Genomic DNA, 24,506 nt, shown 5'->3' on the forward strand with positions numbered 1-24,506 from the left:
CGGGATAAATCATCATCACGGCAATCCAAGGCAGGCGAGGGTGGTGGCCGTCGATCCGGACCGGCCCCGACGAGCCCGAAGATCGATAGAGCCAGCGCGAACGATAAGTCGCTGGACTCTGTCCTGGCTACCGACAAGGTCACAGCACTCGAGCTCGCGCCGGTTTCACGTGAAACGGAAGTCCGGCTCGACCGCTACGTCGCGCTGCTCCGTGAATGGCAGGCCAAAACCAATCTGGTCGCGCCCTCGACGCTGCCGCACCTCTGGACCCGGCACATCGCCGATTCGCTTCAGCTCGTGGACCTCGCGCCGTCCGCAAAGCGCTGGGCGGACCTCGGCAGCGGCGGCGGTTTTCCCGGCGTGGTCCTGGCCTGCGCGATGGCGGAGACGGTGGGTGCGAGCGTCCATCTCGTCGAGCGAATCGCCAAAAAGGCGGCTTTCCTGCGCGAAGCGATTCGGATCACGGCGTCGCCGGGGGTCGTACATCTCGCCGAGATCGGGGATAATGTGGATAGAATCACCGGTCCGGTCGATTGCGTCACCGCCCGGGCGCTGGCTCCGCTACATCAACTCATCGGCTTTGCGGAGCCGCTGATGCGTAATGGGGCAAAAGCGTTGTTTCTCAAGGGTCAAGATGTAGAGGCCGAATTGACCGAAGCCGCTAAATATTGGAATATTCAGCCTCAGCTCCACCAAAGCCGCACGGGTGACGGCTGGATCGTGGAACTGACGTCCGTCGAACGGCGCGGGTGAGGGGGAGTGGGGAATTTGCGATGACCGTGATTGACGAGCCGCAGCAAGAACAAACCCAAGAACATACCGAAGTGGTGCCGCACGGCCACCCCCGCATCCTGGCGCTGGCGAATCAGAAGGGCGGCGTGGGAAAAACAACCACAGCGATCAATCTCGGCACGGCGCTCGCGGCAATCGGCGAGCGTGTCCTGATCGTCGATCTCGATCCGCAAGGCAACGCCTCGACCGGTCTCGGCATCGACCGCCGCAATCGCTCCTGCTCGACCTATGACGTGCTGGTGGGCGAAGCCAACCTGCGCGAAGCGGTGGTTGCGACCGCGGTGCCGCGGCTGCACATCGCGCCCTCGACCATGGACCTCTCCGGCCTCGAGCTGGAGCTCGGCCACACGCCCGGCCGGGCATTCAAGCTGCGTGATGCAATCGGCTCGCTCAACAACAACGTGTCGCCCGACGCCGACTACACCTATGTGCTGATCGACTGCCCGCCGTCGCTCAACCTGCTCACGGTCAACGCAATGGCCGCGTCGGACGCGATCCTGGTGCCACTGCAATGCGAGTTCTTCGCGCTCGAAGGCCTGTCGCAACTGCTGCAGACGGTCGAGCAGGTGCGCTCGACGCTCAATCCGAACCTGTCGATCCACGGCATCGTGCTGACCATGTTCGACTCGCGCAACAATTTGTCGAACCAGGTCGTCGCCGACGTCCGCCAGTTCATGGGCGAGAAGGTCTACAAGACCATGATCCCGCGCAACGTGCGCATCTCGGAGGCGCCGTCCTACGGCAAGCCGGTGCTGGTCTACGATCTCAAATGCGTCGGCAGCGAAGCTTATTTGCGGCTCGCCACCGAAGTGATCCAGCGCGAGCGCGAGCTGCGCACCGCGGATTGATACTGCCGTTCCGTAGGGTGGGTTAGCGAAGCGTACCCCACCAAGTGTCCCGCTCCGAGCAAACCAGTGGTGGGTTACGCTTCGCTAACCCACCCTACGAGTCTACGTTTCGAAATTCAGTTCTGGAGTGCTGCTAAGTGAATCCAAGGGAGCTGGCGATGGCCGACGAAGCGCGTTCGCGACTGGGCCGAGGTCTTGCGAGTCTGATCGGTGACGTCGGCGGCGAGGCGGCGCATGTCGAGCGTCCGCGCACGCAGCGCAAGGTGCCGATCGAATTCCTCAAGCCGAATCCGCGCAACCCGCGCCGCACCTTTCCGGAAGTCGAGCTCAAGGAGCTAAGCGACTCCATCAAGCAGCACGGCGTGATCCAGCCGATCATCGTGCGTCCGGTGAAGGGCACACAGGACCGCTATGAGATCATTGCCGGCGAACGGCGCTGGCGCGCCTCGCAGCTTGCTGGCCTGCACGAAGTGCCGATCGTGCCGGTCGACATCAGCGATAGCGATGCGCTGGAATTCGCGATCATCGAGAACGTGCAGCGCGAAGACCTCAACCCGATGGAAGAGGCGAAGGGCTATCACGCGCTCGCGGGTGAGTTCAAACGCAGCCAGGACGACATTGCCAAGGTCGTCGGCAAGAGCCGTAGCCACGTCGCCAACATGATGCGGCTGACAAAACTGCCGGCCGAGGTGCAGGCCTTCATCGCGAGCGGGGAGCTGACGGCCGGCCATGCCCGCGCGCTGATCGGCGTGCCCGATCCGCTCGCCGCCGCCAAGCGCATCGTCGAGGAGGGCCTCAACGTCCGCCAGGCCGAGGCGCTCGCGCATGAGGAGGGCGTGCCGGAGCGCAAGCCGCAGAAGGCGCGCGCCGGGGCCAAGGAGAAGGATCCCGATACGATCGATCTGGAGAAGCGCGTCAGCGACGCGCTCGGACTCAAGGTCACGGTGAACCACCGCGATCCCGGTGGCTCCGTGCAGATCAACTACCGCAACCTCGAGCAGCTTGATGAGGTGATGCGGCGGCTGGCGAAGGGCAATCTCTGACTCCGCCGTCATTCCGGGGCGCGCGACGGAATGACTGCGTTTTATCGTGCATCCATGTGCCCTCTATCACCCTCACCCTGAAGCGGCGTCTCGAAGGGCGAGGAGCACCGGCCGGGCCTTCATCCTTCGAGACGCGCGTTCCGCGCTCCTCAGGATGGGGAACCGACATCTCCACACATCGTCATTGCGAGCGCAGCGAAGCAATCCAGAATCTCCCCGCGGAGGGACTCTGGATTGCTTCGCTGCGCTCGCAATGACGTTTGGAGAGAGCGGAGCTCAGCTCCGCCGCTTCGCATTCGCGGCGATTGCCATCAGTGTGCGCTGGGCGATCGCGGCGGCAAGGGCCGGCTGCTTGCGCGTGTCGAGCGCGGCGGTTGCGAGCTGCTCGATGATGCCTGCGAGACGCGGTACGGTGAAATTGCGCAGCGCCGTCTCGACCGCGGGCTTTCGTGAAAAGTGCAGACGCGGAAATCCGCCGTCGAGCACGGCGGAGGCCGGCGTGCCGTCGGCGATCGCGAGCGCGGACTTGTGCAGCCAGGCGGCCTGACGCTGCGCCGCGGAGATGATCACGCCAGGATAGGTGCCGGCGATCATGGCTTTGGCGAACTCACTCTCGACGACATCCGGCCGGCCGGCGAAAGCGCCGTCGACGATCGGGTCGAGCTTCAGCTCGGAGGCGTCGGCGACGACGGCCATGACATCATCGAGCGTGATCTCGCCTCTGCCGTGCGCATAGAGCGTCAGCTTGCGCAGCTCGTTGCGCGAGGCCTGACGGTCGCCGCCGAGGAAGGACATCAGCGCGGCGCGGGCATCCTGCGCGATGCGCAGGTTCGCGATACGAAGCTCGTCCTCCATCAGCTTGGCGAGGTCGCGCTCGGTGTCGGGATAGCAGCCGATCGCCACGGCCGTCTTGGCGCGTTCGCAGGCCTTGCGCAGCGGCGACTCCGGCCGCAGCTCGCCGGCCTCGATTACGATGCGGCAATCCCTCACCTGCATCTCGGCCAGCGTGTCGATGCCGCTGGCAAAGCTGCGCGAGCCCGCACGCACGCGGATGGCGCGGCGGCCGCCGAACAACGGAACGGTCATGGCTTCATCGACAAGCCGTGATGGTTCGCCGGACAGCTCGTCGCCGTCGAGTTTCACGAGCGAGAAGGGATCATTCGGATCGTCGACGGCTGAGGCAATCAGCGCATCGGCGCGCTCGCGCACGAGGCCGGCGTCGGGACCGTACAGCAGGATGATCGGCCGGCCCGCATCGGGACGGGCGAGGAAGGCATCGATCTCTTTTCCGCGCAGCGCGACCATTTCGCCTCAGGACGTCATTCCGGGGCGCCTCGTCGGAGGCGAACTCCGGTACGCAATTGCGCACCAGAGAATCCAGAAGTTGCGGATCGAGATTCCGGCTTCGCCCTTCCGCCTTCGCTCCTTGAGCTTCGGCGGACACGTCGGGCGCCCCGGAATGACTGGAATGTGTTACGTGCCAGCCGTGAAGAACGAGGCGAGCCGGGTCGAGATATTCTCGGCGACCTCGTTGGCGGCGCGATCCTCGGCGTCGCGCACAGCGCGGTTGCGCGAGAAGCGCTGGTATGAGCCGGGCATATCGTACGACACTCGCGAGAACGTCGTGCCGGTCATCACCGACTTGTTGGTCGCGATCTCGATCAGATTGTACTGGACGTCGATGCCGTAATTCTCGCTGCTCGGCAAGCCCGTGTTGGGATCGATGATCAGAGACGAGCGGCTGGACGTGAAGCGCAGCACCAGGCGATGGGTTGGCGGCATCCCCGTGGCCGTGCCATAGAGCTTGAAGGCAAGGGCGTTGCGGACCTCGACCCCGACACGGGCCTCGCGGGAGGCGTTCGGCTTGTCGACCGGCGGGAGCTCGACCCCCATCAGCTTCTCGCGCAGGCCGGGGGTGCCGTCGGTATGCTCGGCATACATCGGCCGGAAGCAGCCGGCCGTCAGCGCCGCGAGGGCAGCGACCGCCAGCAAACGCGCTGCGATGCGGATCCTAGCCGACAACATTCACGATCCTCTTGGGGACGATGATCACCTTGCGGACGGGCTTGCCGTCCAGCGCCAGCTTTACCGCATCGAGGGCCAAAACGGCAGCCTCGATTTCCGGATTCTCGGCCGCTGTTGCAACCGTGATCTCACCCCGCTTCTTGCCGTTGACCTGGACCACCAGGATCACGCTGTCTTCAACCAGCAAATCGCGTTCGATTTGGGGCCAGGACGCCTCGGAAACCAGCCCCGTCAAGCCCAGGACCTGCCAGCACTCCTCGGCGAGATGCGGCATCATCGGGGAGAAGAGCTGGACCAGGATCTGGCTGGCCTCCCGGATCGCCCAGGCGAGGTCAGTAGCAGGCTGGCCGGGGCGCTGCAGCACCTCGGACAACGCGTTGGCGAATTCGCGGATATGGGCGAGGCAGACGTTGAAGTGCAGCCGCTCGATGCCCGTGGTGACCTTGTCCAGCGCGCCATGGGCGGCCTTGCGCAAGCCGGTCGCGTCGGGGCCGAAGCTTGCGGGCCGTGCCGCCGGCGCGGCCTTTCCGGCCTCGGCTGATTCGTTCACCAGCCGCCACAGCCGCTGCACGAAGCGAGAGGCGCCCTGGACGCGCTCGTCGCTCCAGATCACGTCGCGGTCGGGCGGGGAGTCCGAGAGCATGAACCAGCGTGCGACGTCGGCGCCGTAAGTCTCGATGATGTCGTCGGGGTCGACCGTGTTCTTCTTCGACTTCGACATCTTCTCGATGGCGCCGATCTGGATGGCTTCGCCGCTCGCCAGCAGCGTGGCCCGGCGGTCGTTGCCAGCGCCCTCGATCTTCACTTCGGCCGGCTGGACATAGGTGCCATCCGCCTTCTGGTAGGTCTCGTGCACCACCATGCCCTGCGTGAACATGCCGGCGAACGGCTCGTCCATTGCAATGTGGCCGGTTGCCTTCATCGCGCGCACGAAGAAGCGGCTGTAGAGCAGATGCAGGATCGCGTGTTCGACGCCGCCGATATACTGGTCGACCGGCATCATCCGGTTGGCGACCGCGGGCGTCGTCGGCGCGTTCTCGTTCCAGGGATCGGTGAAGCGCGCAAAGTACCAGGACGAGTCCACGAAGGTGTCCATGGTGTCGGTTTCGCGCTGCGCCTTGCCGCCGCACTGAGGGCAAGTCACGTGCTTCCAGGTCGGGTGATGGTCGAGCGCGTTGCCGGGACGGTCGAAGGTCGCGTCCTCCGGTAGTTTTACCGGCAGATCGGCATCCGGCACCGGCACCACATCGCACTTGGGGCAATGGATGACGGGGATTGGACAGCCCCAATAGCGCTGGCGCGAGATGCCCCAGTCGCGCAGGCGGAAATTGACCTGCCGCTCGCCGACCGGCGCGTTGCCACGCATCTCGGTTTCCAGGCGCTTTGCGATCTCTTCCTTGGCGTCGGCGATGGTCATGCCGTCGAGGAAGCGGGAATTGATCATGCGGCCGTCACCGTCATAGGCGGTGTCGGTGATGACGAAGCTCTTCGGATCCTGACCTTCGGGGCACACGACCGGCGTGTTGCCGAGATTGTATTTGTTGACGAAATCGAGGTCGCGCTGATCGTGCGCGGGGCACCCGAAGATCGCGCCGGTGCCGTATTCCATCAGCACGAAATTGGCGACATAGACCGGCAGCTTCCAGCTCGGATCGAACGGGTGGATCGCGCGGATGCCGGTGTCAAAGCCCTGCTTCTCCGCGGTGTCGATGATCTCTTGCGCGGTGCCGATCTTCTTGATCTCGGCGATGAACTCCGCGAGCTTCGGATTCTTTGCGGCGGCGGCGATCGCCAGCGGATGATCGGCCGAGATCGCCATGAACTTCGCGCCGAACAGCGTGTCGGGGCGCGTCGTGAAAATCTTCAGCTCGGTCTCGCCGGCCGGCGTCGTCGCCTGGTCCAGCGCGAAACGAATCAGCAGGCCCTCGGAGCGGCCGATCCAGTTGCGCTGCATCAGCCGCACCTTGTCGGGCCAGCGATCCAGCCCGTCCAGCGCCTCCAGCAGCTCCTGCGAATATTTCGTGATCTTGAAGACCCACTGGTTCATTTCCCGTTGTTCAACAACGGCACCCGAACGCCAGCCGCGGCCGTCGATCACCTGCTCGTTGGCGAGCACGGTCATGTCGACGGGGTCCCAGTTCACCTTGCGCTTCTCGCGCTCGGCGAGCCCCGCGCGCAGGAAATCCAGAAACATCTTCTGCTGGTGCTTGTAGTAGGACGGATCGCAGGTCGCTATCTCGCGGCTCCAGTCCAGCGACAGCCCGATCGAGCGGAGCTGCTTCTTCATCGCGGCGATGTTGTCGTAGGTCCAGGCCTTCGGCGCGACCTTGCGCTCGATCGCGGCATTCTCGGCCGGCAGGCCGAACGCGTCCCAGCCCATCGGGTGCAGCACGTTGAACCCCTTGGCGCGCATGAAGCGCGCCAGCACGTCGCCGAGCGTGTAATTCCGGACATGGCCGATATGGATGCGCCCGGACGGGTAGGGGAACATCTCGAGCACGTAGTATTTCGGCCGCGGATCATCGTTCTTGGAGACGAAGATCGCCTGTTCGTCCCATTGGCGCTGCCAGCGCGGTTCGGCGTCGCGGGCGTTGTAGCGTTCGGAGGTCATGGAATCGTTGGGTTTTCTTGGATTCGGCCGTCTAAAGACGGCGGACTAGGCCATAGAAGTCCTCAAGGGGTCAATGGGTTGCGACGGGCCGGATCCGCAGGGCCGACCCCCGCATAAATACTGAGACGGCCGTTGGGAAGCGATTAAGGGGTCGGTGCGAGGTTGCGGCCGGACAGAACCCCACAATACGCCCGATGGATACCAGCTTCGATGATCTCGATTTCGACTATGCCGCGTCGATCGCCCAACGGGCGATGCGGGGCATGGTGGAGCAGCGGATTCCGCCGACGCCGAACAATTTTGCCGTCTGGTTCCATTATTTTGCGGGGGATCATGACGATCTGCGTAACGCCGTCGACCTCCTGATCGACCACAACCGACCCTTCGACGCCCGGACCAATCAGGACCTGTTCACAACCTATGTCGCGCCCAATGCGGGCGTTGTCGCCCTCGAGACGTCCGAACGCCTGCATGCGCTGATGGGAACGGCGAAAGAATTTCTGGCCACCGTGATCGCCGACAACCGTTCCCAGATGCAGGTGATCAGCGACGTTGCCGATCAGAGCCAGGCCGGCGTCGACCCGAGGACCCTGGTCGCGCAGCTCATGAACGAGCTGGCACGCGCCGCCACCCGGGCGACGCGGTTGGAGGCGGGCTTTGCCGAAAAGACCCGCGAGCTCGACGTGATCCGCGATTCCCTCTCCAAATCGGAAGAGCGCGCCCGGACCGACACGCTGACGGGCCTGGCGAACCGGCGTGCGCTCGACGAATTCCTGCGCAAGGCGCAGGCGAATGCGATGAAGCAGGGCACGCCGCTCAGCGTGCTGATGCTCGACATCGACCACTTCAAGGCCTTCAACGACAATTTCGGCCATGGCGTTGGCGACCAGGTGCTGCGCCTGATGGCAAAAGTCTTGCGCGAAAAGGTTCGCGATATCGATCTGCCGGCGCGCTATGGCGGCGAAGAGCTGGTCGCGGTGATGCCGGATGCGGATCTTGCAGCCTGCGCGGCGATCGCCGAGCGTATCCGGCGTTCGATCGCGGCGTGCACCATCACGCGCCGTTCGACCGGGGAGGTGCTGCCCAACATCAGCATATCGATTGGCGTGGCGCAGTACCGGGCAGGCGAGCCGATCGCCGACCTCATCGAGCGCGGCGACCGCGCGCTGTATCTCGCCAAGGGCCGCGGCCGTAATCGCGTCGTGACGGAGAGAGAGCTCGACCGCGTCTGGGCCGCAGGTTAGCGCGCCGAATCAGCCCGCCATCGCCATCGTGCCGTCCTCGATTGGCGCGATGCCATGCTCGGCGACGGTGTTGCGGCCGCGATGCTTGGCGGCGTAGAGCGCGGCGTCGGCCGCCTCGATCAGATCGCCGGGACGCAAGCTCTCGTTCGGCCGCGTTGCGGCAACGCCGATCGATACGGTGACGATCATGTGGTTCGACGTGATGTGCGGCAGGCACAGCTTCAGCACCGCCGCGCGCACCTGCTCGCCGATCTCGACGGCGCGCGCCACGTCGGTGTTCGGCAGCAACAGGCAGAATTCTTCGCCGCCATAGCGCGCTGCAAAGCCCATCGTGTCGGCGGCGATACCGGACAACGTCTCGCCGAGCCGGGTCAGGCAGGAATCGCCCTCGAGATGGCCGTAGGTGTCGTTGAACAGCTTGAAATGGTCGACGTCGATCATCAACAGCGCGAGATCGCTGCCATATTGCTGCGCGCGCATCCATTCGAAATCGAGCCGGCTCTGGAAACCTCGGCGGTTGGCGAGCCCCGACAGCATGTCGATCGAGGCCATCACCATCAGCCGGTCGTTGCTCGCGATCAGCTCGCGCTCGCGTTGGCTGAGCTGCGCCGCCATCGCATTGAACGCGCGCGCCAGCGGCACGAATTCGGACGGCAGGCTCTTGCGCGCAGCGCGCGCCGACAGATCGCCCTCGCCGAGCCGCTTGGCCATGTCGGCGAGCATCTCGATCGGCTTGATCACGAGCTTCTCGGCAGCGATCAGCGCGCCGAGCAGGACGAACACGACGACGAAAGCGAGCTGGAGATAGGCGGTGCGGATGTCGCGGCTGACCGCCGCGGACACCTTGTCCTCATCGATGCTCGCAATCAGGCGAGCATTGGTGCCGGCGATGCGAATGAAGCTGACCGCGCGGCGCGAGCCGTCCGCGGCCAGGAAAGACAGCGAGCCTTCGTCCTGGTCCGAACGCAAGGCCCGATCCGCGATCGCGGACATCAGCGGCATGTTGTCGAGCGGACGTCCGACCGCGCTGTGCTGGTCCGCGGGCGCCGCCAGCACAGTGCCGGCACTGTCGACCAGCACCGCCGTGATGCCGGCGCGGCCGCCGAGATTGCTCATCACCTTCGACATCCAGTCGAGGTTGACGGTCGCGAGTACCACGGCGTCGGATACGCCGCTGAGCGCCGACACCGGGTAGACCGCCATCACGGTCGGCGACTGCACCGGACGCGAGAGCAGGAAGTCGGAGAGCACGAACCGGCCCGTCTCCTGCGCCTGCTGGAAATATGGCCGATCGCTGAGATCGAGGCCGACATACATGTTGTTGGTGGCGCACTGGATGCGCCCGTCCTCGCCCGCGATCAGAAGCGTGCGAATCCAGGGAAGGCTGGAGGGAAGGCTCGCCCGCAGCACATCGCAGCTTCGGCTGATGCCGCCGACCGATGCACGGATGAAGGCCTCCGATTTCAGGATGGTCTCGACCGATGAAATCACTTCGCGCTGCGCATCGGCACTGTGCCGCGCAATGGTGGTGAATTCGCCGGTGGCCTGCGCGATCTGCCGGGCGCGCGTCTCTTCGAGCGAGCGGATGCGCTCGAGCATCAAGGGCGCCACCAGAATCACCGCAAGCAACGCAAGCCGCGCCCGGATTCCGAGAACCTGCTTGAGTTTCGCTCGTTTGCGGTTGAAACTGACGTTTGCCATCTTCGCTACCACCCCAGGCGGCAAGGTAAAGCGAAGGGTTCAAAAACCCTTTCTTGAACTTGGTAAAATTGGAATTACCTCCGTCAGCATCAGCGACGGGTCAATTTCATGACAGACGAAAACGCCGCCCCGCTAACCGGGCATTCACCAAATGCGCTCGCTGCAGTCGAAGCGGAAATCGCGCGCGCCTGCAAGGACGCGCGGCGCGATCGCGCCTCGGTCACGCTGATTGCGGTGTCCAAGACCTTCGCTGCGGACGCAATTACGCCGATTATCGCCGCCGGACAGCGCGTATTCGGCGAGAATCGCGTGCAGGAGGCGAAGGGCAAGTGGCCAGCGTTAACGTCCGCTTACCCGGATATCGCGCTGCATCTGATCGGGCCGCTGCAGTCCAACAAGGCGAAGGAGGCGGTCGCGCTGTTCGATGCCATCCATTCGGTCGATCGCCCGAGCATTTGCCAGGCGTTAGCCAAAGAAATCGAATCCCAGAACAAGCACCCGCAGCTCTTCGTCCAGATCAATACCGGCGAGGAGCCGCAGAAGGCCGGCGTTGCGCCTGGCGAGGCCGATGCCTTCATCGCGAGTTGCCGCGACACCTACGGGCTGACGATTTCCGGGCTGATGTGCATTCCGCCGGTGGACGAGCCGCCGGCGGCGCATTTCGCGCTGACCGCCAAGATCGCCGCGCGCAACGGATTGAAGAATCTGTCGATGGGCATGAGCGCGGATTTTGCCACCGCCATCATGCTCGGTGCCACGCATGTGCGCGTCGGGAGTGCGATCTTCGGGCACCGCTAGGTTACCGGCGAAGTTGCTCCTGGTCGTCCTGGCGAAAGCCGAGGCTTGGACAAGCTCGCAATGACGGCGAAGTGTGAGCCGCGCTAGGCGAACCTGACCGACACTTTTCCCAGCGTACCAAAATCCGCGGCAAAATGATCGCCGGCCTGGATCGGCAATGGCGGATGGCACGTGCCTGTCGTCACCACCTCCCCTGCCCTCAAGGTGATGCCGAGTTCGCGCAGCTCGTTCGCGAGCCAGGCGAGCGCGATTCGGGGATCGCCGAGCACGTTCTTGCCGTGGCCGATGTAGCGCTTGTCCCGCAACGTAATCTGCGGCCGCTCCTCGACGAGATCCATCGCGCGCCAGTTGGCCGTGGTCGATGCGCCTAGCACGAACAGATGCGCGCAGGCATTGTCGGCGATGAGCTGGGCTTCGCCGGCGCTGACGAAATCGGCGAAGCGCGAATCAGGAATTTCGATCGCGGGATGCAAGCTGTCGACCGCGGCAAGCACCTCATCGACGCCGAAAGGCGCAGAGCGCGGCGGCAAATCGCGCCCCATGCGGAAGGCAAATTCCGGCTCGCCGACCCGCATCTCATTGCCCTCCATCGAGGCCGTGCCGCCATCGGCAATGACGGTGTCGTTCAATATGCGGCCGGCCATCGGGCCTGCGACATTGATGTGCTTCTGTCCGGCCTCGCTCGTTGCGGCGATCTTCCAGCCGAATAATTGTCCGGCCGAATGTGCTTCGAGCGCGGCCTGCACGGCGTAGCCTTCGGTGCGGCTCTGCGGCCGCAAGCGTGCCTCCAGCGCATCAAGCTTGGTACCGTCGCGCCAATGTTTGACGAGCACGCGCGATGCGGCGGCGATCTGATCTCTGTCGAGCATGGTCCCTCACCCGATGATGATTCTGGTTCGTGGTCCCAATCGTCGGAGCAACTGAAGCATCGCCGGTTTGGTCATGGAGACGCAGCCCGCAGTCGGACCGAAATTGTCGCGGGCCAGATGCAGGAACACCGCGCTGCCGCGACCGGCGATGCGCGGCTTGGTGTTGTGGTCGATCTCGACGATGAAATCGTAGAGGTGGTCGGCTCGCTTGAGCCGGTCGCCGCCCTGCTCCCGCCGGAGCCGGACCGGCTGATTGTAATGGCGGTCCTTCGGGTCTTCGCACCAGGCATCCTCATCGCCGATGCTCCGGGCCGACAGGAATGTCTGCGGACGGCTGTGGCGATCGCCTCGCCACCACAATTGCCGCGGCCGGAAGCTCCCCCTTGGGGTGCCGCCATCGCCCTCGCGCTTGTTGGCCAGGATGCCGCCGCGGCCTAGTGCTACCGGAATCGTCAGCGGTCCCGCCGTCAGCCAGCCCCGGCGCGGGTTACCGGCGGCCGGCCTGATGCGGATCGCCGAAAGCGGGCCCGCGCGCCGATTTTTGAGGTAACTATCTGAAATCGCGCTGTTTTTCATGTGAACGTGCAATGTCGGGTTCATTACAGGACATTCATCAAAACGCCCTGTTATTCTGAGCTAGAGTAATTCTGGCTTGTGAATCGGTAACAGCCCACTACTTCAACACGAACAACAATAAAAACGGCGACCTCTAAACTTTACCATCGCGGCTGGGCGCGGCATCCGTGCGCGTCGAGCCGGACTCCAAAAGGATGATCCCCAATGCCCAATGCCCGCAAGATCCTGATCGTGGATGACGATTCCGATCTGCGCGATACGTTGGTGGAGCAATTATCGCTGCACGAAGAATTTGAAGCTTCCGCCGTGGATACCGGCGCCAAGGGAGCCAGCGCCGCAAAGGCCAACTCCCCCGATCTCGTCCTCATGGATGTCGGCCTGCCCGACACCGACGGCCGCGAAGTGGTCCGCTCCTTACGCAAGGGTGGATTCAAGGCCCCGATCATCATGCTGACCGGCCACGACACCGATTCCGACACCATCCTGGGCTTGGAATCCGGCGCCAACGACTATGTCGCAAAGCCCTTCCGCTTCGCCGTGCTGCTTGCACGCATCCGCGCCCAGCTCCGCCAGCATGAGGCCAGCGAGGACGCAGTGTTCTCGGTCGGCCCCTACAGCTTCCGCCCCGGCTCGAAGATGCTGACGGCCGCCAACGCGCGCAAGGTGCGCTTGACGGAAAAGGAAACGGCGATCCTGCGCTTCCTCTACCGGGCCGGCCAGATGCCGGTCTCGCGCGAGACCCTGCTCCAGGAGGTCTGGGGCTACAACTCCGGCGTCACCACCCACACGCTGGAAACCCACATCTACCGCCTCCGCCAGAAGATCGAGAAGGACGCCGCCAACCCGGAAATCCTGGTCACGGAAGCCGGTGGCTACAAGCTGGTGCCGTGATACGCTTTGGGGGCGTGCGAATCGTTTCAAGTCGCACGCCTTTAAGTCTCGGACCTGAATGTCAATCGACGACGACGTAGCGCTGCTCGAGCGTGTCCCGACACTGCGCCTGTTGGGAGACGCTTCGTTGCGCATGCTGGCGATCGGGTCCGAGCAGCGCGACTTCGTCCGTGGCGATGTCCTGTTCAATCTTGGCGACGACGCCGACGCCGGCTTCGTGGTCCAGCGCGGCGCCTTTCGCGTCGATGACGGCGCCGGCGCCGAGATGATCGCGGGTCCCGGCGCTCTGATCGGCGAGCTCGCGCTGGTGGTGCCGATGAAGCGGCCGTCGAGCGCGATCGCGCTGGAGCACTCCACCGTCATCCGTGTCGCCCGCAGCCTGTTCCAGCGCGTGCTGGAAAGCGACCCCGCCGCCGCCCGCCGCCTGCGCGACGAATTCGCCATTCGCTCCAGCCAGATCGCCAGTGATATCTTGATGGCGGGTGCGAAGTTGACGTCCTGATCGTTTCCTCCCGCTCTCCCCGTTCTTGCGGGGAGAGGGTTGGGTGAGGGGCTCTATCCACGCAAACGGCGAGCAGTGAGTACACGGAGACTCCCCCTCACCCGCACACGCGGCGTGAGCTACACCTCCAGCGTCACCGACACCGGGACGTGGTCGGACGGCCGCTCCCAGCTCCGCGCGTCGCGCAAAATCCTGAAATCGCTGACCGTATCCTTCAGCGCGCGCGAGACCCAAATGTGGTCGAGCCTGCGACCGCGGTCACCGACGGTCCAGTCGGCGGCGCGGTAGCTCCACCACGTATAGACCTTCTCCGACATTGGGATGCGCTCGCGCGCGACGTCGATCCATTCGCCGGCGTTGAGCGCCGCCAGCAACTTTTCGCATTCGATCGGCGTGTGCGAGACGACTTTCAGGAGCTGCTTGTGCGACCACACGTCGTTCTCGTGCGGGGCGACGTTGAGATCGCCGACCAGGATGTGGCGATCCTCACCCCGCGGGTGCAGCGGCTCGCAGGCCTTCATCTCGTCGAGGAAGCGGAGCTTGTGGTCGAACTTCTCGTTCAGCGCGGGATCGGGAATGTCGCCGCCGGCAGGAACGTAGAAATTATGCAGCACCAGTGGTTTTGCGATGTTGGCCTTTTCGCCGAACGACACAGAGATATGGCGCGAATCCAGCTTGTCGCAGAAAGTGCGGATGTCCTTGGATTCGAACGGCAGCTTCGAGACGATGGCGACGCCGTGATAGCCCTTCTGCCCGTTCAGCGCGACGTGCTCATAGCCGAGCCGCTTGAAGCGCTTCAGCGGAAAGGCGTCGTCGATGCACTTGGTCTCCTGCAGGCACAGCACGTCCGGCCGCGCGCTCTTGAGAAATTTCGCGACGAGATCGATGCGCAGCCGCACCGAGTTGATGTTCCAGGTTGTCAGGGAGAGACGCATGGGAACTGCGTCTTAGCACGGATTGGCCTGGGGAAACCGCTTGTCCACAGGGTCAGAAGCGTAGGTGGGTTGGCGCAGCGTAACCGATCATCTCAATCCGCCTGCTGAGGCTTGGTGGGTTACGCTTTCGCTGACCCACCCTACGATTCTCAACCCGGCGCCGGGCCGTAATTGGTGAAGTCGATCTTGAACATGCCGGGATCGAGCTTCTTGGTCGAATCGAGATTGTAGACCGCGATCGTGGTGTCGTAGCCCTGCGGGTCGGTGACGGTCCACTGCTTGAGCTGGCCGTCCTTGGCACCGAACATCAGTAGCAGGCGGCTGGTCCCGACCAGCGCCTGTTTCTCCTCGATGGTGACGCTGACGAAGACGTCGTCGGCGGTGACATTGACGACGTTGGTATCCTTCATCAGGTCGATCCGGTCCGACAGCAGGAAGCGTAGCGGCGTCTGCGACAGCGGATAGACATCCTGCGTCGCGAGCTTGCGGTCGCGCACGACCAGCGACGAGCCGTCGGCGATGATGTCGATCGGGCTCGGCGGATCGTATTCGAAGCGCACCTTGCCCGGCTTCTGGATGTAGAAGTCGCCCTGCGTCTTGCTGCCGTCGGGACCGACCTGGACGAAATTCCCGACCAGCGTCTGCAACGACGACAGATAGGCGCTCACCTTGGCGGCTTGGGCTTTCTGGTTCGCATCGAAAGTCTGGAAGATGCTGCTCGGCACGTTGCGGCGCGGATCCGGGATTACCGGATTCGGCGGCGTGTGCGTCGCGCCCGTCGTCGTCGGCCCACGCTGGGCATCGGAGCCAGATCCGCCATCGCGGCCCTTCGGCGCAGGCTTTGGAACAGGCACATTCTGCGCAAACGACGTCGCGGTCGCCATCGCGGCGGTGACGAGAAGCACGCCCACGACGCGCACGCTTCGCGCAGCGACGGAGGCAGCGAATCGAATGTCCGGATGTCTGGTCAACACGTCGTCCTGTTTGGCTGGGCGCCCTTTTACCGTGATTTTGGGCAAAAGCGGAGATCGTTTTTGCGTGAAAATAGCATTCCGAGGCGGCTTGCCTCACATATGGCTGTCTTCTTCCTCGACCAGAATCTCGCGCTTTCCCGCGTGGTTGGCGGGTCCGACAATGCCTTCCAGTTCCATGCGCTCCATCAGCGATGCAGCGCGGTTATAGCCAATTTGCAGGCGGCGCTGGATGTAGCTGGTCGAGGCCTTGCGGTCGCGTTTGACGATCGCAACTGCCTGCGCGAACAGGTCGCCGCCGCCATCCGCGCCCATGCCGGTGGCATCGAACACCGCGCCATCCTCGTCCTCTGTGGGCTCTTCGGCGGTGACCGCCTCGAGATATTCCGGCTGTCCCTGGGTCTTGAGGTGACGCACCACCTTCTCGACCTCCTCGTCGGACGCGAACGGGCCGTGCACGCGGCTGATGCGGCCGCCGCCGGCCATGTAGAGCATGTCGCCCTGGCCGAGCAGTTGCTCGGCGCCCATCTCGCCGAGAATGGTGCGGCTGTCGATCTTCGAGGTGACCTGGAAGGCGATGCGGGTCGGGAAGTTCGCCTTGATGGTACCGGTGATGACGTCGACCGATGGACGCTGCGTGGCGAGGATCACGTGCAGGCCGGCGGCACGCGCCATCTGCGCGAGACGCTGGACAGCGCCTTCGATGTCCTTGCCCGCGACCATCATCAGGTCGGCCATTTCGTCGACGATGATGACGATATAGGGCAGCGGCTCGAGCGAGAGCTTCTCTTCCTCGTAGATCGCCTTGCCGGTCTCCTTGTCGAAACCGGTGTGGACCGTGCGCGTCGGCTCCTCGCCTTTGGCTTTCACTTCGAGCAGGCGTGCATTGTATCCGTCGATGTTGCGCACGCCGAGCTTGGCCATGTTCTTGTAGCGCTCTTCCATCTCGCGCACGGCCCATTTCAGCGCGACCACGGCCTTCTTCGGATCGGTCACGACGGGCGTAAGCAGATGGGGGATGCCGTCATAGACGGAGAGTTCGAGCATCTTCGGGTCGACCATGATCAGCCGGCACTGGTCGGGACGCAGCCGGTAGACCAGGCTGAGGATCATGGTGTTGATGGCGACAGACTTACCGGAGCCGGTGGTACCGGCGATCAGCATGTGCGGCGTGCGCGCCAGATCGATGATGACGGGATCGCCGCCGATGGTCTTGCCGAGGCAGAGCGGAAGCTTTGCCACCGTCTCGGTCGCCTCCTTCGCGACGAGCAATTCGCGCAGGTAGACCTTTTCGCGATGCGCGTTCGGCAGTTCGATGCCGATGGCGTTGCGGCCGGGAACGACGGCGACGCGCGCCGACAGCGCGCTCATCGAGCGGGCGATATCATCGGACAGGCCGATCACGCGTGAGGATTTGATACCGGGCGCAGGCTCCAGCTCGTACAGCGTGACCACCGGACCCGGATTGGCCTTCACTATCTCGCCGCGCACGCCGAAGTCCTGGAGCACGCCTTCGAGCGCGCGCGAATTGGCCTCGAGCTCGGCTTTGCTGAGCGGCTGGCGATCGGCAGCCTTCGGCGCCGCCAGCATGGAGACGGACGGAAGGTCGAACTTGTCGGAAGATTTCTTCGCTGGCGTCTTCGGCGCGGCCTTCTTGCGCGGGCCACGCGCGGCCGGCGCCTCCTCTTCCTCTTCCTCGTCTTCTTCCTCTTCGTGCTCGTCCTCGTAGTCCTCCTCGTCGTCTTCGGACTGCGGCGAGATCGAGGGGGCGGCGCGGCCGCCGCCGAGATTGGGCTCCTGACGCTCGAACGAGGCGGCGCGGGCCTTGGGCCCACTCGAGACCAGCGCGCGATAGGCGGTGCCGAGCAACCAGATCAGCCGCGCCTTCGTGCTCATCAGCGCATGGAACAGCCAGCCCAGCGAGACCGAGCCGCGATCGGACTCCTCTTCGTCATCGAGCGGCGTATCGTCGTTCTCGATCGGCCCGAGCTCTTCGTCATGCTCGCGCGCGCCGAGGCCGCAAGCGATCAGGAAGGTCGCGGTCATCGCGACGAACAGGATGACACCGAGCACCATGCGGTAGATCACGCCGGGCGGTCCGAAGATCACGGCGGGCGCACGCACCAGCGCATCGCCGACGACGCCGCCGAGCCCGGTCGGCAGTGGCCACGCGCCGCCATGCGGCCAGCAGCTCGCGAAGCCTGCCCCAATCGCCGTGCAGAGAATCCAGCAGCCGAGCCGCAGCGCCTCGCGGTCGAACGGACGATGGGTCAGCATGCGCCAGCCCCAAACCGCGACGGTGAGGACCAGCATGATCGCGCCGAGCCCGAGGATCTGCATCGCAAGGTCGGCGCCGATCGCGCCGGCATAGCCGAGAATGTTGCGGATCGGTCGCGAGGTCGCGTGACTGAGGCTGGGGTCCTGCACCGACCACGTCATCAGCGCGGTCGCGGCGACGCCCGACAGGGCGATCAGGCCGAGGCCGGTGAGCTCGCGCAGGCGCCGCGTCAGCGCCTCGCGGATCGAGGGCGGCAGATGGCCCACCAGTGGAATGACACGTTCGATTGCCGACATGCTCATGGGCCCCGCCTAACCCAGAGTCTCGACCAGGCGGTGCAGTGCCGCCGCCGTGGTCTCACCATCCTGTACCAGCGCGAGGCGAATGAAGCCTGCACCCGGATTGAAGCCGTCGGGCTGCAGCCGCGCCAGATAGCTGCCCGGCACCACGCGCACGCCGGCTTCTTTGAAGAGCTTGACGGTCACGGCCACGTCGTCGCCGAGCTCGGACGTGTTGAGCCAGACGCAAAAGCCGGCGTCGGGCCGGCGATAGCCGTAACGATTGCCGATGATCTGGTCGGCGAGATCGAACTTGATCCGGTAGAGCCTGCGGTTCTCCTCGACATGCGCCTCGTCGCCATAGGCGACCGCGCCGACATGCTGCAGCGGCACCGGCACCTGCGGCGCCGCGACGTTGCGGAGCTCGAGGAACATGCTGATGAATTTCCTGTCGCCGGCGGCGAAGCCGACGCGCATGCCCGGCAGGTTCGAACGCTTCGACAGCGACTGGAACGCGACCACGCGGGTGAAGTCGGGGCCGGCGCATTCGAGGGCGCTGCCCGGCGCGTCGCGGGTGTAGATCTCCGAATAGCACTCGTCGCTCAGGATCACGAAACCATGGCGATCGGCGAGCTGCTTCAAGCGAATGAAATAGTCGCGCGAGGCGACCGAGCCCTGCGGGTTGGCGGGCGAGGCCAGGTAGAACGCCACCGTGCGCGCCAGCGTCGCCTCGTCGATCGCATCGAGATCCGGCAGGAAGCCGTTCTCGACCGTGGTCGGCAGATAAATCTGCTCGCAAGCGGCCGCGCGGGCGCCGGCGCCATAGACCGGGTAGAACGGGTTCGGCATCAGGATCGCGGGTTTGCCGGGACGCGGCCCGACATAGCGCGCGGCCGTGATCGCGGCGAAGAACAGCCCTTCGCGGCTGCCATTGAGAACGAGGATCTCGCTCTCGGGGTCGATCGGGCGCGGCAGATTGAAGCGCGCCGACAGCCAGGCGCTGGCGGCTTTGCGGAACGGCTCGATGCCCTTGGCAAGGGGATAACGGCCGAAATCGGCGGTATGCTTTGCCAGGACTGGGCCGACGAAGTCCGGCACCGGGTGCTGGGGCTCCCCAACTGCCAGCGTAATCAGTGGCTTACCCGGCTGGTACGGCGCCAATAGTTCGTTCAGCCGGATGAACGGCGAGCGTTCGGTATCGGAGCTTCCACCGCCCAGCGGCGCACGGGATGAAGCGGTCATAGCCATTCGTTGGGCGCCAGCACTCTTGGAACTGCCGGTCACGGAAAAGGCGCCGGCGGGAAGCGGTTCAGTTCACCATAGATAGGGCGAGGTTAAGACGCGATTAACCATCGGCGGGTGGGTCCGTCCAGACCGGAATAATTAGACCGGAACAAGAGGATGCGCCCTTGGCGAGGACCGCCGGTTCCCGATGGCGGGATGCTGTCGCGTGGCACGCAGGGCCGTCGCCGAGTATATCCGCGCCGTCTGACCGGGCTTGTCCCGGCCATCCACAACCCTTCCCGTTGCCCCAAGATGCCCGGGACGAGCCGGGCACGACGAGAGACGCGAACGGCTAATGGCCGGGCAGCTTCTCGAATGTCGGGATGCCTGTCGGGATCTGATGGAATTCCTGCTTGTCGCAGGTGTAGATCGCCATCTGCGGCTTGAATTGCGCGGGCTCATCCAGCGTGCCGACTTTCAGGATCGCGGCGGGAAGGCCTGGAACCTTGGTGACCAGATGGGTGCCGCACTCGGCGCAGAATTCGCGCGTGACGGCGCGTTCAATGTCCTTGCGGGTGAACTGCTTGGGCTGTCCGGTGATGTAGCTGAATCCGGCCGCTGGCATCGCGATGAAGGTGTTGGGCGCACCGCCCGAGATGTACTGGCACTCGCGACAATGACACTGCGCCTGCATCATGGGGTCGCCCTCGGCGACATAGCGCACCTCGCCGCAATAGCATCCACCTTCCAGTCGCATGGCGACCTCCCTTTAGTTGTTCGTTGAGGTCGATATTTCTGCGCCGCCTGCTCCGAATGGCAATCCCTTTCTTTCGCGCGTGCCGGCAAAAAAGACATCGCCCCGCAACGGTCCTGTGGCAGCTATCTCCTGGCAAGCCCGCAGCCGCTGAACCCTCGGCCATACCAGCATCCGCTGCTCATGCACTCTGCTTCCAGCCGCGGGCAAGCGGTTGAAGCACAATCCGCGCGGCCACCGAGACTGACACACGCCACGGCGCACCTGCTTCGCATCGCCGAGCAGCTCAGCCCGCCACCGGTCTGCCGGGCCTTTCCACCTTCCCGCTGTTCGGGCGAGACCACGGCCGTCTTGTCGTCGCGCTTTGTGGCCCGTTTCGGATCAGTCTGAGCCGGGTTTGCATTCGGGCCCTGGGGTGCCAGTTTCGACAATTCCATCCGGCAGGGCCGCGCAGTCTCGGTGCGAACGCCGGCTCCGCTCGCCTCCTTCAGCGCGAGGACGATCTTGTACTGGTAGGGACTGCCGGCGGGACGGCGCAGCGGATCGTTCTCGCCAAAGAGACCATTGACAGTGATGCTCGCGCTGCCATCGGCCTCGATCCTTCCATCATAGACGGACGAGCCGGGCTTGCCTTCGTCGCCAAAGACGGCGTGAAGCACCCCATCCTTGATACGCAGGGCGTACTGGTAATAGCCCTCCGGGAATGGTGGCTTGCTCTCGCAGGTCTCCTTGCCGATCCAGGTTCCGTCGAAGGCGGCGCTGCGCTTTACGTCATCTGCGGATTTTGTCAGCGCTGCGATACGGGATTTCGCGAGGTCGGCGAATGCGCAAGCCGGGAAGCGTACGAGGTGGTCCTTGAATGCCGCAAGCGTGCCGAGGGCTTCCGCGCTGCGCCAATGATCTCCGGCATCCGCACAGGGATCGGACTGGGGCGGCGCCGATGGGGCTAGCGCCGCGGTCTCGGGCTTGCCGTTCAGGTAGTACTCGCCAAAGAACGACAGCGAAAGCTCGGGCACCTGCGAGCCTTTGGTGCGCTGGTAGACGCCGGCGCTGATGGTCTGAAACACCGTATTGATGTTGTCCCTGTCGCGGATATGCTCGAGGAACGCGCTGGTATAGGGACTGTTACGGCCGTCGCCGTCATCGGCGGTCCGCCCGGCCTGGGTTGCATAGGAGATGATCGTGCCGTCCGGGCTCTCCATCTTGGCCAGCCCGCGTGCCACCGTCACGCCGCGGCCCTGCCCCACGTTCCGCCGCAGCTCGTCGGCAAAGGGGTTGTCGCGGCAGGCGTCGAGCACAAGGATCCGCAGGTTCTTCGCCTGCTGCAGATCCGCAAGGATTTCGTCAGCACGCACCAGACGCCGCAGATCGACCTCGTCACGGACGACGGCATCGACAGGTACAAGATAATTGACGCCGGCGAACTGGAGCGCGTGCCCGCTGTAATAGAACAGGGCCACGTCGGCACCGCGGGCCTCACGCGCAAAGCGAAGCACGGTGTCCTGCATTGCGGCCTGATCGAGATCGGTCGCGACCAGGGGCTCGAATCCCGCTCGCTTCAGTGCCGCTCCGACGTCAGCCGCATCATTGGTCGGATTGGTCAGGGCGGGAACGTTCCTGTAGGCGCCGTTGCCGATCACCAGCGCGACGCGCTTGTCCGCGTGGGCATCAAGGGCCGACAGAGCAAGCAACAGGAAGCAAAAAGCCAGGAATTGCAACAAACGCATGAAATTCCGCTCCAAATCGGGAGCATGATATTCGCCAATCTTGGCATTATGCAATTTGGCTTACGGCAGTTCATCTGCCGGGACTGTGCGGCGCGTCAAAAAGAAAGGGGCTCCAACTTGCGCTGGAGCCCCTCAACGGTCGGGGCATTGCCGGGTATGTGCCCAAACCGTAGTTCTGGGCGCGATTTCCGAGGAGATCGCGCCCGGGAGGAGAGTTACATGTTGTAGGCGCGCTCGGTGTGCTCGGTGATGTCGAGGCCTTCGCGCTCGCTCTCGACGTTGGTACGCAGACCAACGATCACATCGACGACCTTGTAGAGGATCGCCGAACCGATGCCCGACCACACCAGCGTGGTGCAGACGCCGGTAGCCTGCGCGATCATCTGCGCCGCGAAGTCGTAATCGGCAACCTTCGGCGGGATCGCCGTGTAATCGACGATGCCTGCACCGCCGAGGGCGGGGTTGACCAGGATGCCGGTGCCGAGGGCGCCGACGATGCCGCCGATGCAGTGCACGCCGAACACGTCGAGAGAGTCATCGTAGCCGAGCGCGTTCTTCACGACGGTGCAGAAGAACAGGCAGACCACGCCGACCACGAGGCCGAGGACGATCGCGCCCATCACGCCGGAGTAGCCGGCCGCCGGAGTGACCGCGACGAGGCCCGCGACCGCGCCGGAGATGACGCCGAGCACCGACGGGTGGCCCTTCACGATCCACTCCGCGAACATCCACGACAGCGCGGCGGCTGCGGTGGCGACGAAGGAGTTGGTCATGGCGAGGGCTGCGCCGCCATTGGCTTCGAGGTTGGAGCCGGCGTTGAAGCCGAACCAGCCGACCCAGAGCAGCGAAGCGCCGATCATCGACATGGTCAGCGAGTGCGGCGCCATCAGGTCCTTGCCGTAACCGATGCGCTTGCCGATCAGGAGAGCGCCGACCAGGCCGGCGATACCGGCGTTGATGTGAACGACGGTGCCGCCCGCGAAGTCGATCGCGCCCTTCTTGAAGATCCAGCCGGCGTCGGCGCTGATCTCGTCGAGCTTGGCCTGCGCCGCGGTCTTCGCCGCCGCATCACCCGCCGCAGCGAGCGCCTTGGCCGCATCCTGGATCGCGTCCGGGCCGGGCCAGTACCAGACCATGTGCGCGATCGGGAAGTAGATCAGCGTGACCCAGAGCGGGATGAACAGGGCGATCGCCGAGAACTTCATGCGCTCGGCGAAGGCGCCGACGATGAGGGCGGGCGTGATCGCCGCGAAGGTCATCTGGAAGCACATGTAGATGAGCTCCGAGATGTTGGCGTCCACGCTGAAGGTTGCGGCCTTCGAGTCGGTCGTGACGCCCATCATGAAGGCCTTGGAGAAGCCGCCGATGAAGTCGGAACCGCCGGTGAAGGCGAGGCTGTAGCCGTATACGGCCCAGATCACGGTGACGACGCAGACGGTGTAGAACACCTGCATCAAGACCGAGAGCATGTTCTTGGAGCGGACGAGGCCGCCATAAAACAGCGCGAGGCCCGGGATCGTCATCAACAGCACGAGCACTGTCGATGTCAGCATCCAGGCGTTGTCTCCCTTGTTGACCGTTGGCTCGGCGTAGGCTGCGGTCGCAGCGAACATGCCGACTGCGAGAGCCGCCAATCCCGCGCCATAGGGACGCTTAAACGTCATTGTATTCACTCCTGATTGGATAAGGTTGAGCGCGAAATCAAAGGGCCGCGGCGTCGGCCTCGCCGGTGCGGATGCGGACCGCATGGTCGAGGTTGATGACGAAGATCTTGCCGTCGCCGATCTGTCCGGTTTTCGCGGCGGACGTGATGGCGTCGATGGTCTTGTCGACCTGCCCGGAGGCGACAGCGACTTCGATCTTGATCTTGGGCAGGAAGCTCACGGCGTATTCGGCGCCGCGATAGATTTCCGTATGGCCTTTCTGACGGCCGTATCCCTTGACTTCCGTCACCGTAAGACCGTGAACGCCGATGGCGGTCAGGGCGTCACGGACTTCTTCCAGCTTGAATGGCTTGATAATCGCCATAACAATTTTCATGGGTCCTATCCCCGCTTGGGCCCGGTCCGGACATGGCCGGGCGTTTCTCGACTGGTTCGCCACGAGGAGAAGTTTCACTACGCGGGCACAGCCAGGACCCTTAGAATCAAATGCCGTGCCAGATCGTCCGCCTTGCCTAACCGACTATGAATGCGGGGCTTTCCGCGTTTGGCGGGTGGTGTGCCGCAGTGCGCTATTACGTCGCGCTCAAAACGTAATCATGCCTGCTCAAAGTGCAGGCATGACAGGCTGCCGACACAATGTTGCTCACGTGTCGGGCAGCAGCACGGTATTTTAGTGTGGGTAAGGGTAGGCGCTACCGCAGGGCCTTGGCATGTTGCGAAATGTCGAGCCCTTCGAGCTCGTGCTCACGGGACACGCGCAATGGCATTCGAGAGC

Annotated in this window: 21 protein-coding genes; 7 read left to right on the top strand and 14 right to left on the bottom strand. The window is 64.2% G+C overall.

Translation table 11 applies throughout. The features are described from left to right. The first annotated feature begins 111 nt into the window (after positions 1-111). The 3 genes from rsmG to MTX21_RS26030 all read left to right on the top strand — a co-directional run bounded on the left by rsmG (position 112) and on the right by MTX21_RS26030 (position 2,683). Positions 112-753 (top strand): 16S rRNA (guanine(527)-N(7))-methyltransferase RsmG, encoded by a 642-nt coding sequence (rsmG, locus tag MTX21_RS26020; protein WP_280971161.1) that lies wholly within the window; start codon positions 112-114, stop codon positions 751-753. A gap of 20 nt (positions 754-773) precedes the next feature. Beyond that, positions 774-1,640 (top strand): ParA family protein, encoded by an 867-nt coding sequence (locus MTX21_RS26025; RefSeq protein ID WP_280967520.1) that lies wholly within the window; start codon positions 774-776, stop codon positions 1,638-1,640. Positions 1,641-1,798: 158 nt separating this feature from the next. After that, a complete protein-coding gene (locus tag MTX21_RS26030; RefSeq protein ID WP_280967521.1) occupies positions 1,799-2,683 on the top strand; it encodes a ParB/RepB/Spo0J family partition protein in 885 nt (294 codons plus the stop codon). 276 nt (positions 2,684-2,959) lie between these two features. Here the strand turns inward: MTX21_RS26030 and holA are convergent, their stop codons facing one another. The 3 genes from holA to leuS all read right to left on the bottom strand — a co-directional run bounded on the left by holA (position 2,960) and on the right by leuS (position 7,319). Beyond that, positions 2,960-3,988: a DNA polymerase III subunit delta gene (holA, locus tag MTX21_RS26035; protein ID WP_280967522.1), complete on the bottom strand. Its 1,029-nt coding sequence runs from the start codon at positions 3,986-3,988 to the stop codon at positions 2,960-2,962. Positions 3,989-4,156: 168 nt separating this feature from the next. Next, entirely contained in the window at positions 4,157-4,708 is a 552-nt protein-coding gene (lptE, locus tag MTX21_RS26040; protein WP_280967523.1) for an LPS assembly lipoprotein LptE, read from the bottom strand. Next, the gene (gene leuS / locus MTX21_RS26045) at positions 4,695-7,319 is read right to left on the bottom strand and encodes a leucine--tRNA ligase (RefSeq protein WP_280967524.1); all 2,625 of its coding nucleotides are present in this window, start codon (positions 7,317-7,319) and stop codon (positions 4,695-4,697) included. Before leuS ends, lptE begins: the two co-directional genes overlap by 14 nt. A 194-nt stretch (positions 7,320-7,513) precedes the next feature. Here leuS and MTX21_RS26050 point away from each other — a divergent pair, with 194 nt between their 5' ends. Further along, complete coding sequence (locus tag MTX21_RS26050) at positions 7,514-8,563, top strand: GGDEF domain-containing protein (protein WP_280967525.1); 1,050 nt, start codon at positions 7,514-7,516, stop codon at positions 8,561-8,563. 9 nt (positions 8,564-8,572) lie between these two features. Here the strand turns inward: MTX21_RS26050 and MTX21_RS26055 are convergent, their stop codons facing one another. Continuing rightward, complete coding sequence (locus MTX21_RS26055; RefSeq protein WP_280967526.1) at positions 8,573-10,264, bottom strand: diguanylate cyclase; 1,692 nt, start codon at positions 10,262-10,264, stop codon at positions 8,573-8,575. A 108-nt stretch (positions 10,265-10,372) separates the two neighbouring features. Here MTX21_RS26055 and MTX21_RS26060 point away from each other — a divergent pair, with 108 nt between their 5' ends. After that, positions 10,373-11,062 carry a YggS family pyridoxal phosphate-dependent enzyme gene (locus MTX21_RS26060; RefSeq protein WP_280967527.1) on the top strand — a complete coding sequence of 230 codons (690 nt, stop codon included), beginning with the start codon at positions 10,373-10,375 and terminating at the stop codon, positions 11,060-11,062. 83 nt (positions 11,063-11,145) lie between these two features. On the opposite strand, the gene MTX21_RS26065 is transcribed toward MTX21_RS26060, so the two are convergent. Both MTX21_RS26065 and MTX21_RS26070 read right to left on the bottom strand, forming a co-directional pair. After that, on the bottom strand, positions 11,146-11,931 hold the full coding sequence (locus MTX21_RS26065) for a fumarylacetoacetate hydrolase family protein (RefSeq protein ID WP_280967528.1): 786 nt from the start codon (positions 11,929-11,931) through the stop codon (positions 11,146-11,148). 6 nt (positions 11,932-11,937) lie between these two features. Further along, positions 11,938-12,507 carry a L,D-transpeptidase family protein gene (locus tag MTX21_RS26070; protein ID WP_280967529.1) on the bottom strand — a complete coding sequence of 190 codons (570 nt, stop codon included), beginning with the start codon at positions 12,505-12,507 and terminating at the stop codon, positions 11,938-11,940. A 204-nt stretch (positions 12,508-12,711) separates the two neighbouring features. On the opposite strand from MTX21_RS26070, the gene MTX21_RS26075 reads away from it, so the two are divergent. Next, on the top strand, positions 12,712-13,398 hold the full coding sequence (locus MTX21_RS26075) for a response regulator transcription factor (protein WP_027554029.1): 687 nt from the start codon (positions 12,712-12,714) through the stop codon (positions 13,396-13,398). Positions 13,399-13,456: 58 nt separating this feature from the next. Further along, a complete protein-coding gene (locus tag MTX21_RS26080) occupies positions 13,457-13,900 on the top strand; it encodes a cyclic nucleotide-binding domain-containing protein (protein WP_280967530.1) in 444 nt (147 codons plus the stop codon). A gap of 119 nt (positions 13,901-14,019) precedes the next feature. Here the strand turns inward: MTX21_RS26080 and MTX21_RS26085 are convergent, their stop codons facing one another. The 8 genes from MTX21_RS26085 to MTX21_RS26120 form a co-directional block, all read right to left on the bottom strand. Next, positions 14,020-14,835: an exodeoxyribonuclease III gene (locus MTX21_RS26085; protein ID WP_280967531.1), complete on the bottom strand. Its 816-nt coding sequence runs from the start codon at positions 14,833-14,835 to the stop codon at positions 14,020-14,022. Positions 14,836-14,984: 149 nt separating this feature from the next. Next, positions 14,985-15,719 (bottom strand): outer membrane lipoprotein carrier protein LolA, encoded by a 735-nt coding sequence (locus tag MTX21_RS26090; protein ID WP_280971162.1) that lies wholly within the window; start codon positions 15,717-15,719, stop codon positions 14,985-14,987. Between the two features lie 183 nt (positions 15,720-15,902). Beyond that, a complete protein-coding gene (locus tag MTX21_RS26095; RefSeq protein WP_280967532.1) occupies positions 15,903-18,386 on the bottom strand; it encodes a DNA translocase FtsK in 2,484 nt (827 codons plus the stop codon). A 9-nt stretch (positions 18,387-18,395) separates the two neighbouring features. Beyond that, positions 18,396-19,610 carry an aminotransferase class I/II-fold pyridoxal phosphate-dependent enzyme gene (locus MTX21_RS26100; RefSeq protein ID WP_280967533.1) on the bottom strand — a complete coding sequence of 405 codons (1,215 nt, stop codon included), beginning with the start codon at positions 19,608-19,610 and terminating at the stop codon, positions 18,396-18,398. 328 nt (positions 19,611-19,938) lie between these two features. Continuing rightward, positions 19,939-20,343, bottom strand: coding sequence for a GFA family protein (locus MTX21_RS26105; protein WP_280967534.1), 405 nt, complete (start codon positions 20,341-20,343; stop codon positions 19,939-19,941). 122 nt (positions 20,344-20,465) lie between these two features. Next, positions 20,466-22,067, bottom strand: coding sequence for a caspase family protein (locus tag MTX21_RS26110; RefSeq protein ID WP_280967535.1), 1,602 nt, complete (start codon positions 22,065-22,067; stop codon positions 20,466-20,468). Positions 22,068-22,282: 215 nt separating this feature from the next. Further along, the gene (locus MTX21_RS26115; protein ID WP_280967536.1) at positions 22,283-23,731 is read right to left on the bottom strand and encodes an ammonium transporter; all 1,449 of its coding nucleotides are present in this window, start codon (positions 23,729-23,731) and stop codon (positions 22,283-22,285) included. Between the two features lie 37 nt (positions 23,732-23,768). Beyond that, on the bottom strand, positions 23,769-24,107 hold the full coding sequence (locus tag MTX21_RS26120) for a P-II family nitrogen regulator (protein ID WP_280967537.1): 339 nt from the start codon (positions 24,105-24,107) through the stop codon (positions 23,769-23,771). Positions 24,108-24,506: the final 399 nt, after the last annotated feature.

Origin of the sequence: Bradyrhizobium sp. ISRA430 (genome assembly GCF_029909975.1) — a bacterium.
Taxonomy (GTDB): domain Bacteria; phylum Pseudomonadota; class Alphaproteobacteria; order Rhizobiales; family Xanthobacteraceae; genus Bradyrhizobium.